11 protein-coding genes and 1 tRNA gene are annotated in these 10,702 nt (G+C 65.0%); 8 read left to right on the plus strand and 4 right to left on the minus strand.

From position 1 onward, the window contains the following. The 6 genes from QZX93_RS15590 to QZX93_RS15615 all read left to right on the plus strand — a co-directional run. Positions 1-255, plus strand: a 255-nt coding sequence (locus tag QZX93_RS15590; RefSeq protein ID WP_295393212.1) for a hypothetical protein, incomplete at its 5' end; no start/stop codon positions are given. Positions 256-268: 13 nt separating this feature from the next. Continuing rightward, entirely contained in the window at positions 269-877 is a 609-nt protein-coding gene (locus tag QZX93_RS15595) for a hypothetical protein (RefSeq protein WP_295393213.1), read from the plus strand. Between the two features lie 94 nt (positions 878-971). Further along, a complete protein-coding gene (locus tag QZX93_RS15600) occupies positions 972-1,553 on the plus strand; it encodes a hypothetical protein (protein WP_295393214.1) in 582 nt (193 codons plus the stop codon). Continuing rightward, the gene (locus QZX93_RS15605; RefSeq protein ID WP_295393215.1) at positions 1,546-2,391 is read left to right on the plus strand and encodes a hypothetical protein; all 846 of its coding nucleotides are present in this window, start codon (positions 1,546-1,548) and stop codon (positions 2,389-2,391) included. Before QZX93_RS15600 ends, QZX93_RS15605 begins: the two co-directional genes overlap by 8 nt. Positions 2,392-2,401: 10 nt before the next feature. Then, positions 2,402-2,605 (plus strand): hypothetical protein, encoded by a 204-nt coding sequence (locus QZX93_RS15610; RefSeq protein ID WP_295393216.1) that lies wholly within the window; start codon positions 2,402-2,404, stop codon positions 2,603-2,605. Continuing rightward, a complete protein-coding gene (locus QZX93_RS15615) occupies positions 2,592-3,155 on the plus strand; it encodes a hypothetical protein (RefSeq protein WP_295393217.1) in 564 nt (187 codons plus the stop codon). The genes QZX93_RS15610 and QZX93_RS15615 overlap by 14 nt, the downstream gene beginning before the upstream one ends. Before the next feature lie 904 nt (positions 3,156-4,059). Here QZX93_RS15615 and QZX93_RS15620 read toward each other — a convergent pair. From QZX93_RS15620 to QZX93_RS15630, 3 genes are all read right to left on the minus strand, one after another. Further along, positions 4,060-4,136: transfer RNA gene (locus QZX93_RS15620), tRNA-Arg, on the minus strand. Positions 4,137-4,265: 129 nt separating this feature from the next. Next, positions 4,266-5,036: an NRDE family protein gene (locus QZX93_RS15625; RefSeq protein WP_295393219.1), complete on the minus strand. Its 771-nt coding sequence runs from the start codon at positions 5,034-5,036 to the stop codon at positions 4,266-4,268. Further along, positions 5,029-5,310 (minus strand): hypothetical protein, encoded by a 282-nt coding sequence (locus QZX93_RS15630; RefSeq protein ID WP_295393220.1) that lies wholly within the window; start codon positions 5,308-5,310, stop codon positions 5,029-5,031. Before QZX93_RS15630 ends, QZX93_RS15625 begins: the two co-directional genes overlap by 8 nt. A gap of 126 nt (positions 5,311-5,436) precedes the next feature. On the opposite strand from QZX93_RS15630, the gene QZX93_RS15635 reads away from it, so the two are divergent. Both QZX93_RS15635 and odhB read left to right on the plus strand, forming a co-directional pair. Beyond that, positions 5,437-8,310, plus strand: coding sequence for a 2-oxoglutarate dehydrogenase E1 component (locus QZX93_RS15635; RefSeq protein ID WP_295393221.1), 2,874 nt, complete (start codon positions 5,437-5,439; stop codon positions 8,308-8,310). Between the two features lie 14 nt (positions 8,311-8,324). Then, positions 8,325-9,545, plus strand: a complete 1,221-nt coding sequence (odhB, locus tag QZX93_RS15640) for a 2-oxoglutarate dehydrogenase complex dihydrolipoyllysine-residue succinyltransferase (protein WP_295393222.1) — start codon at positions 8,325-8,327, stop codon at positions 9,543-9,545. Positions 9,546-9,620: 75 nt separating this feature from the next. Here the strand turns inward: odhB and QZX93_RS15645 are convergent, their stop codons facing one another. Further along, positions 9,621-10,451, minus strand: a complete 831-nt coding sequence (locus tag QZX93_RS15645; protein WP_295393223.1) for a PQQ-binding-like beta-propeller repeat protein — start codon at positions 10,449-10,451, stop codon at positions 9,621-9,623. Positions 10,452-10,702: the final 251 nt, after the last annotated feature.

Here is a 10,702-nt window from a genome sequence, read left to right on the forward strand (position 1 = left end):
GGCACCCGCACCGCGGCCCGGGTCTGGCTGCCGATCTTCCGCGAGCACCGCGCGGCCTTGGCCGTCTATGGCGCCCTGCATCGCGCCCGCCTGACCGAGCAGGTTGCCGAACTGTTCGCCCACGGCCCGGCTGGCGTCGCGGTTCGGCTGGCCCGGGACTGCGATCCCGAGACGACTAAGCAGGTCTTAGACCTGGTGGACCGGACCATTGCCCGCGTCCGGCGCGCGATGGCGAAAGAGCCCGTATTGCATTGAGGGGGTAGAGACAATGACCGAACCCGTTACAGTTCAGCCGCCGAAAGTCCGCGACCACCGCGAAGCCCAAGCAATTCAGATCATCGGCGCCCGATTACGCGATGCCAGGATGCGGCTGTGCAATATGTCCCAAAGGCTCGCCGCCGAGAAATTGACTCTCGCCAATTCGGGGATGCTCGCCAAATTCGAGAACGCCACCGACAACCGGAATATTCCCCTTTGGCTGATTCGTCGCGCGGCTTCGCTTTACGAAGTTTCCATTGATTGGCTATTCGGTGAGACTGAGGACTGGGAAACGGGGCACCGCATGACCCAAGAGCGCGAGACTTCACGCTGGTTGTTCGACGTTTGGGAGAAGGCGCGCGAGATGGATATTCAGCATCTGCGGTTGCTCAATGACAAATTGGAAGCGTTGACGGCCATTACCGGCGAAATGACGAAGGCTGCCAATGATGCAGAGGCCGCGCTTGATCGGTTCGCGGAGGTCAATGAAGGGTTCGAGGACATGAAGGCCGGCGCCCCGCTGGTCGGGTCGATTGCGCGGATCGCCGCGGCGGCACAGCACGGCGCGGCCCGGCTGGAGCGAATCAAGGGCGAGATGCGGCGGCAAACGACGGCTTGAGCCGGGGTGCGCGCCCGACACGGAAAACCGGACCCGGACAGACCGGAACCGCGCGTATTCTGAGGACTTTCCGCAATCACCCCGAGAATCACAAGTGAGCCTTTTCCCCCAAGACCTGGCCTGCAATCCCGACCTTCACCGCGAGCTCTTTCAGGATCGAACCGCAATCCGTCTGGCTGATCGCTGCGCCCGCGACATTGAGCGGTTCGCTCGTCGGCTGAACCACGGCACCATCGCCGCCCTGGCCCAGCACCGAGCCCCGGGTGCGTCGCTGCCCGATGCGCTGCGCCAGATGGCCGACGCGATCAACTCCGCGACGATGGACCTTGCGCGGTTCCAGGCCGCGACCGCCGCGACCCTGAAGGCCGACAGTGACCGACTGGCGCCGCTGGTGAGCAAGGCCACGCGCCGGGTACTGGCGGCTGCGAAGCGTACCGAGGACATTGGCCGCATCATTCGGATGGCGGCCGGATCGCCACCCGAGCTCAAGCGCGCGAAGCTGCGGGCGGCTGGCGTGACTGGCGCCGACCTGGACGCGCTGGCCAAGCCGTTCGATCCGGTGCCGCTGGAGGCCGAAAGCGCCGCTCTGGTGGCCGAGGTCGCCCGACTGGAGGACTTCCTTCGGACCCGCGACGATTCCCTGTTGCCGGCTGGCTTCTTGGCCGATCATGGCTGATCGACTGACCATCGACGTGTCGCACGGCCCCGACGGCGATACCGCATCGTCGCTATGGGGGGGGTTATCCAAGCACCTGATAGCGAGCTTCTATCCAGTCAGCAAGGCCAGCAATGGCGTCTGGAGCAAGCCGGACGCAGCCGCGACGGTTAAGGCGCCACTGACCGAGGCCAGCATGGAAGTGGCCCTGAACTGGCATAGCCCATTCGAGCACATGGGCGCTGAGGCCAAGGCGCCCATGCTGGCCGCGATGCTCCAATCTGGAGCTATCGCGCCGGTCGCCCAGGCGCTTGTGACCGGCGCACCGGCTGGCGGGTTCGTCGCTGGACTCGCTGAGGGGGCGCAATCGGCACTGTCGGGGATGGAGGGCCGCACCGGGATCACCAAGCTGAACTCTACTCAGGTGTTCTCCGGGATGCCGCCGGTCAAGATTCAGGTCACGGTCCTGCTGCGCGCGTGGGCGGACCCCGTGCGCGAGGTTGAGACGCCGTTCAATCGGCTCATGGACTGGGCGCTACCGATGATGCTGTCACCGGATGACCCGCTGGCGATGGCGATTAAGTTTCTGGCCAAGGGCGCCGCTGGCGGATTCGGCTCGTTCGCGGACGCAGCCAAAGGCGCCGTCGATGTCCTGATGCCATCCAAGGCCCCGGTGTGCGTCGCCATGCGCTACAAGGGCCGCATCTACTCCCCTCTCGTCATCGAGGCGATTACCGACCCCATCGGCTCGAATGTCGATGCCAGCGGGCGCTATGTCGAGAAGCTGTTTTCAATGACACTCTGCACCTTGACGGCTATCGACCGTCAAGATTGGGCAGGCATGGCGACGAGCCTGTGAGGACTGCACGATGACCGAACACCCCGATGGCGACGGACTCTACCGGGTCGAGGACAACCCGCCCCTAAGCGCGCTGCTGGCCCTGGGCGAGCTCTACCAGGATGGACACCTGAGCCTGTCCCCCGATGCCCCGCCGGTCGCCCGCCGGTTCGCTGAAACGGCCTTGGAGCAGGCAGCCAACGCACTACCGAGGTTCCGCAATGACCGCCGGTGACAGCAAGCCCAAGCGCCCCCGTGGGCAACCGACCGCGTACCGCGACGAGTTCGCCGACCAAGCCGGACGGCTGGCCAAGCTGGGTTTGACCGATGCCGAGCAGGCCGAGTTCTTCCAGGTCAGTGAGCGATGCTTTCACGGCTGGAAGAAGACCCATGCTGATTTCTTGCAGGCCCTAACGGACGGCAAGACGGTTGCCGATGCGCGAGTTGCTGACAGCCTCTACCGATCCGCAGTCGGTGAACACCTGGTGGCCGAGGTCCGGGAAGTGACCCAGGACGCGGACGGAACCACCACCACCAAGACGGTGAGCAAGGCCGCCCCGAGCGTCGCCGCGGGGATCTTCTGGTTGAAGAATCGGCGGCCGAAGGACTGGCGTGACAAGGTTGAAGTCGAGGCCGATGTAAACCTCTGCGTGTTCCCGCCCAAGGAGCAGTTGGACGCCCTGCACAATGCGGCCCTGGCCAGGGCTGCCGAGCGGTCGAAGATGCTGGCGGGCAGGCGCGAGCGGCTGGGGTGTATCGACACCGCAGAGGGCGATATGGACTGATCGGCAAGGCCCCCCTTGGACAACCATCGCCCGGCGCACTGAGCGCCCCACCGTGCCCGCTGCGCCCCTGACCCCTTACCGCTCCCAGGTCCACCGAGCCCGCCCTGTGCGGGCTTTTTGTTGGGTCGGGTTCGAGGTCGCCCGGATCGCGCGCTACCTGGAGCAGTTCAATTCCTGGAAATCCAGGATTTGCCCGCCCACATGGCCCCCCCCAGGTCTGGGTACGGCTTGCGTGCCTATCGCCCCCTGTACACACCCGCCGGAGCGTACACGCAAACCCAGGATTGATAGGTTTCGCCTGTGGCACGGTCTGTGCTTAATGCAAGGTGCGTGCCCTATCGTCAAGTGTGTATGGCGACTGGACACCGGCGGGTGTGTACGGCTGGCGGTCAGTGCGGATGGGGTGCGGGATCACCACCCCATGCTCGCCCCGGCGCCGGGGGGTCACAACGGATGTGACCCCCCAGGCCACCACTGGACGGTGAGGCCCTACGGATCGCCGCCGGCTGCACCTGGCCCCGCGGCAAGGTCCGGGTCGGTGACTGCCGGGCGAAGGTGGAGGGCAGCCCTGCCGGCGCCGATCATGCGGGCGAGTTCGAGCAGGTCACAGCCCCGCGGCCCGGCGGTGCGCGGCTGCACCTGGTCGAGCGCGCCATGGTCGGACACTCGATACCCCTGATACCCGCTGCAACCCCCGGGAGGTATCAGCCCAAGCCCCGCCGTTGCTGGCTTGCACCCCTGATACCTGCGATACCCCGCAAAGAGACAATGCCGAGCGATACCCGCCCCCTGCCGGGAGCGATCCGACGAACGGCACCGGGTGCCGACTTTGCCCCGCGTGGTTGCGCAGTGGTTGCGCAAAAGGAAAGGGCCTAGACCTTGCGAGTCTAAGCCCTTGTTTTATTGGCGCGCCCGGAGAGATTCGAACTCCCGACCACCTGGTTCGTAGCCAGGTACTCTATCCAGCTGAGCTACGGGCGCAAAGTTTACGGCACTCCATCCTTAGAGGCTCTATCTAGTCTCGCTTACCTGCGGACTGACCGGTTAATGGGACCGCGTTAGCGGATGCCGTCACCGAGCGAAGCATTATCCGGATCGACCGCCGCCCTGTCAACCGTCAAAAATGCAGTCGTCCAGCACAACCGGCTCGAACCCGGTCTGGTCCGGCCGCCCCGTTGCGTGAAGCCAGCGCGGCCGGGCGGCGGGGCCGGGGTAGGCCGGCAGTGCGATCAGGGCACTGGAGCGGGTGCCGAAGCCGTCCGGGCCGTCCAACACCATGGCGGCCTCAGGCCCGAGCGATTCGGGATAGTCCGCGGCGGCCAGTAGGTCGCGCCAGGCGGCCCAGTCGTCGGCCTCGGGCCTGGGGATTGGGGCGGCCAGGAACCGGGGACGGTTCAGGCCGATCCGCGGGTGGTTGTGATCATCAAGCTCAGTCGCGCTCAGGAAATGCAGGCCAGGCGGAATCGGATGGACACGGATCGGCCCGTCGCCCCCGAGGCGCAGCCAGTAGGCGCGGCGGGGATCGGCCACCACCAGGTTGAACGGGCGGTAGGCGGCGGGATTGAGATCCGCCAAGGCACCGGCGGCAGCCTCGGCCTCCGCATGGTCGAGGGCCTCTAGGACCAACTCGCCACGGCTGCGCTTGCCGGCCTCCGACCCCAGGGTGCCGGTACGATTCAGCACGGCGGCGACTAGGCCATGGTCGTTGAGACCCAGCCAACTGCCGCCGCCCGCACAATCGAGCCCGGCGACGACCTCCGGGCGATCCGGCCAGTGCCGCGCGGGTGCCGCGCACGCACGCCCGGCGAGTTCATCGCGGTTGGCGGCGATCAGGACCGGCCAGGGGTGCCCCGGACGACGCAGGATGACGAAGCTACACACGCGAATACAGCTCCGAAACCGCCTGCTCGGCCGCTATGACCTCGGCGTTGGCGGCCTCATGCAGCAGCAGAAAGACCTTGCACTGGGCCAGCTGGTTGGCGCTCTCCGGCTGGCCGATCATCTCCAGGCGCGCCTGGAAATAGGCCACATCGGCCTCCAAGCGGGCAAGATGAAGCCGCTTGCGCCGATGCGCCTCGTTGACCTTAGACTCCGGGTTGACCATGTTGTTCGCTGGGACCGTCAGTGCCGCAGGCGGTGCCGGTGCGGGATGCAAGGTGCCGTCCCATTGTCGCGTTTCCGGGCGCGCCAAACAACTTCAGCGACCCGAATCCGGCCTGTGCTATAAACAGCCGCCACCCCCACCCTCTAAGTAGCCCCCGCGGCTAAATTAATACCAAGTATGAGCGCAATCCTTGAGCTGTTCCGTTCCTCCGGTGCCCTGTACGGGGGCAACGCGGCCTTCATCGAAGACCTTTACGAGCGCTACCTGCGGGACCCGGAGGGCGTCGACCACGCCTGGCGGGTGCGCTTCGACGCCATGCGCCAAAGTGCCGCCAACGAGCCGGCGCCCAGCGTCCAGCCAGTCGCCGCCGAGATCGCCCACGGCCCGGTGCGCGAAAACTTCGCCCGGCTCGCCCGCGAGAGCCGCTCGCAGGCACGGTTGCGCAACGTCGATCAACTGGAACCGGCGGCGGCCGAGAAGCAGTCGGCGGTCCTGCGCCTGATCAATGCCTACCGCTTCCGCGGTCACCAAGTCGCCGACACCGACCCGATCCGGTTACGCGAGCGGCCGCGGGTCCAGGACCTGGACCCCGTCTACCACAACCTGACCGCTGACGATCTGGATTTGGTCTTCTACACCGGCTCGCTCTGCGCCCCGGACCGCATGCCACTGCGCGACATTATCGCCCTGATCCAGCGAATTTACTGTGGACCAGTCGGCTCAGAGTACATGTATATCACCAGCACGACGGAAAAGCGCTGGGTCCAGAAGCGCCTGGAGAGTTACCGGGCGACCCCGGAACTGGAGACCGCCGACCGCCGCTGGATACTGTTCATGTTGAGCGCCGCCGAGGGCATCGAAAAATATCTGCATCAGCGCTACGTTGGCCAGAAGCGCTTCTCGCTGGAAGGCGGCGAGACCCTGATCCCGCTACTGGACGAACTGATCCAGCGCGCCGGGCGCAAGGGTCAGAAGGAGGTGGTGATCGGCATGGCCCACCGCGGCCGGCTCAATGTGCTGACCAACATCTTCGGCAAGCCGCCCCAGGCGATGTTCGACGAGTTCGAGGGGCGGCTGCCCATGGACGCCCACACGATGGCAGGTGACGTGAAGTATCACCTGGGCTTCGCCACCGATGTCGACACCCCCGGGGGCGCCGTCCATCTGGCCCTGGGCTTCAACCCCTCGCACCTGGAGATCATCAACCCGGTGATCGAGGGCTCGGTGCGCGCCCGCCAGCGCCGCCGCCGCGACCATAACGGGCATCAGGTGCTGCCGGTGCTGATCCACGGCGACGCCGCCTTTGCCGGCCAGGGCGTGGTGATGGAGACCCTGCAACTCTCCCAGACCCGCAGTTATTCCACCGGCGGGACGGTGCATATTGTCATCAACAACCAGATCGGCTTCACCACCAGCCACCCGCTGGACGCCCGCTCCAGCCCCTACTGCACCGACATCGCCAAGCTGGTCCAAGCGCCGGTGTTCCATGTGAATGGCGACGACCCCGAGGCGGCGATCTTCGTCACGCGCATGGCGCTCGACTTCCGCAACCAGTTCCACAAAGACGTCGTCATCGACCTGATCTGCTACCGTCGCCTGGGCCATAACGAGGCCGATGAGCCGGCCGTGACCCAGCCCATGATGTATGCGAAGATCGCCGCCCGCCCCACCACGCGGGCGCTCTACGCGCAGCGCCTCGCCACCGCGGGGGTCATGACCGAGACGGAGGCCGCGGCCCTGGTGGAGGACTATCGGCGCTCCATCGAACAGGGCGTGGTCGTCGCCCGCCCGGTGCTGTGCGGGCTCGACAACGCCTACCGGGTGGACTGGTCGCACTGCCAGAGCGAGGACTGGGACCAGGAGTGCGACACCGGTGTACCGCTGCCGAAATTGCAAGCCCTGGCCGCGGCGATGTTGGCGGTGCCGGAGGGATTCGACCTGCACCCGCGGGTGGCGAAGGTGTGGGAGGAGCGGCACAAGATGGCCGCAGGGGAGCAATTGCTCAACTGGGGCATGGCCGAGAACCTCGCCTATGCTAGCCTGCTGGAGGCGGGCATCCCGGTGCGGCTCTCGGGCCAGGATTGCGGGCGCGGCACCTTTGTGCATCGTCACGCCAAGGTCCATGATCAGTCCACCGGCGAGTCCTACACCCCGCTCCAGCACCTGGACCCGCAGCAGGGGGCCTTCATCGCCATCGACTCCATCCTCTCGGAGGAGGCGGTGTTGGGATTCGAGTATGGTTTCGCCACCGCCGAGCCCAATGCGCTCACCCTGTGGGAGGCCCAATTTGGCGACTTCGCCAACGGCGCCCAGGTGGTCATCGACCAGTTCATTACCTCCGCCGGCACCAAGTGGGGACTGGCCTGCGGCCTGACCATGCTGCTGCCACACGGTCTGGAGGGCCAGGGAGCGGAGCATTCATCGGCCCGGCTGGAGCGTTATCTGCAACTGTGCGCGGAGCACAATATCCAGGTCTGCGTCCCCACTACCCCGGCCCAGATGTATCACCTGCTGCGCCGCCAGATGCTCCGGGATTACCGCAAGCCGTTGATCGTGATGACCCCCAAGAGTCTGCTGCGGCATCGGCTGGCGGTCTCTGCACTGGATGAACTCACCACTGGGCGGTTCCAGACGGTGATTGGCGAATGCGATGCCATCGATCCCGCCGGGGTCGAGCGCGTGATCTTTTGCAGCGGCAAGGTCTATTACGATCTACTGGAGACGCGACGGGCGGGCGGTCTGAGCAACCGCGCGCTGATCCGCATCGAACAACTGTACCCCTTCCCCAAGGAGGCGTTCAACGCCGCCCTGGCCGTTTACCCCGCAGCCCCGGAGATCGTCTGGTGCCAGGAGGAGGCCAAGAATCAAGGGGCCTGGGACCAGATCAAACACCGCTTGCATGAGCTGCTCCCCGCCGGCAAGCGGCTCAAGTATACCGGTCGGCCGGCCTCCGCCGCGCCGGCCGTCGGCCATCGCGCCGCCCATGTCCAGCAGCATGATCAATTGATCGAAGCGGCCCTGAGCGGCCCCTTCAACCCAAGCATGAATTAAAGGATTCCTAAGCAATGAATAGTGAAGTCAGAGTCCCTGCCCTTCCCGAGTCAGTCGCCGATGCCACCGTCCTGGCCTGGCACAAGCAACCGGGGCAGGCGGTACAGAAACACGAGAGCCTGGTCGACCTGGAGACCGACAAGGTCGTACTGGAGGTCCCGGCCCCGGCCGACGGCATACTCGGTGAGATCCTGGCCCCGGTCGGCACCCTGGTGACCGCCGCCACCGTGCTGGCCGTCATCGCACCCGCCGCCGTCGGAGCGACGCCCGCCGCGCCGCGACCGGCGCCCGCCGAGCCCGCGGCGACCGTCCCTGCGGCGGCCGACCCCATCCTGGCACCCGCCGCCCGCCGTCTGGTCAAAGAGATGAACCTGGACGCGGCCCAGATCGCCGGCAGCGGCCGGGATGGCCGGGTGCAGAAGGCCGATGTGCTCGCCTTTCTGGAGGAGCACGAGAAGGCCGTGCCGGAACGCGATCCGGATTTCGTATTACCGACCGTCGCCGCGGGCGCCCCGGCCCTGAGCGGCGAGGCCGGCCGGCCCGAGCAGCGGGTGCCCATGACCCGGCTGCGCACCCGGGTGGCCGAGCGGCTGATCCAGGCACAGCAGAATGCCGCCATGCTCACCACCTTCAACGAGGTGAATCTCAAGTCGGTCATCGAGTTACGTAGCCGCTATAAGGACCAGTTCGAGAAGGTCCACGGGGTGCGCCTGGGCTTTATGTCATTCTTCGTCAAGGCCGCGGTGGAGGCCCTGCAGCGCTTCCCGGTCATCAATGCCTCGGTGGATGGCACCGACATCATCTATCACGGCTATTATGACATCGGCATCGCCGTGTCTTCCCCGCGCGGACTGGTGGTGCCGATCTTGCGCAATTGCGACCAGCTCGGCATGGCCGACATCGAACAGGGGATCGCCGAATTCGGGCGCAAGGCCAAGGACGGGTCATTGAGCTTCGAGGAACTGAGCGGCGGCACCTTCACCATCACCAATGGCGGCATCTTCGGCTCACTGCTGTCCACGCCCATCTTGAACCCACCGCAAAGCGCCATCCTGGGGATGCACAAGACCCAGGATCGCCCGATCGCCGAACACGGCCAGGCGGTCATCGCCCCCATGATGTATCTGGCCCTGACCTATGATCACCGCATCATCGACGGACGCGAGGCGGTGCAGTTCCTGGTTACCATCAAGGAGTCATTGGAAGAGCCGGCGCGGTTGTTGCTCCGGGTGTAAGAAGAGTGAGGGGGGGCGGCTAAATGGCAACGACCATTCAGCGCCCCCCCCCGTTACCCTACGACCGGCCCGCGCCTACAATTTGGACACTGAGTCGCCGAGGAAATTGGCCACCCAAACATTAGCGCCATCAAAGGCGAGTGAGTATGGGTAACTACCCACCGGGTAAGTTCCTATCAACGCACCGGAGGCGGCATCAATCTTGGAAACCGTATCATCCACGATACCGGTCACCCAGATGTAAGAACCATCAAAGACGATGCTGTATGGGGAACCGCCCGCCGGATAAGTCCCAATCTCCGTGCCCGCGGCGGCATCAAGCTTGGAAACCGTGCCGTCACCGTAATTGGCCACCCACACATTGGCGCCATCGAAGGCAATCGCGGATGGCATCGAGCCCACCATGTAAGTCCCAGTCGCGTTACCCGTGGCGGCGTCAAGCTTGGTCACGCTTCCGCTGCTTTGATTAGCTACCCAAACACTGGAGCCATCAAAGGCAATCCCGTTCGGCGCATCGCCCACCTGGTAACTACCTATCAACTGTCCCGTATCTGCACTGAGCTTGGAGACCGTGCTGCCCGCGCCATCGGCCACCCACATATTGGCACCGTCAAAGGCGATACCGGTCGGGTATGCGGCCGCCGGGTAAGCGCCCAAGATAATGCCGGTGGCAGCGCTGAGCTTGGTCACATTGCCAGCGTCAGAATTGGCCACCCAGATATTGGCACCATCATAGGCAAGGCCGATGGGGGCCGCGCCCACCTGGTAAACACCCGCCACCGCCCCGGTAGCAACATCGAGCTTAGAAACCGTGTTGTCGCTGTAGTTGCTCACCCACATATTGGCGCCATCAAAGGCGACGCCGACAGGATTTGCGCCCACCGTAAACCGGGCCGTGGTATTCACGCCCCAACTGAGCGTGGCAATGCGCCGCGCGTTATAACTCGCGCCAGTACCTGTACCTGCGGGGCCAGCGGGCCCAATGGGACCTGCCACGCCTTGCGGACCCACATCGCCCTTAGAGCCTGTCTAGAAACTAAATTATTGATTTTATAGCAAAAAAATTGTAGAATCTCCGGAATCCATACGAAAATGCGATCTTATTCCGGGTTTCAATATGAATGAAGACAGCATCGAGTCGCCTGCCAGGTATCCTA

The sequence above is a fragment of the uncultured Thiodictyon sp. genome (genome assembly GCF_903946935.1).
Lineage (GTDB): Bacteria > Pseudomonadota > Gammaproteobacteria > Chromatiales > Chromatiaceae > Thiodictyon.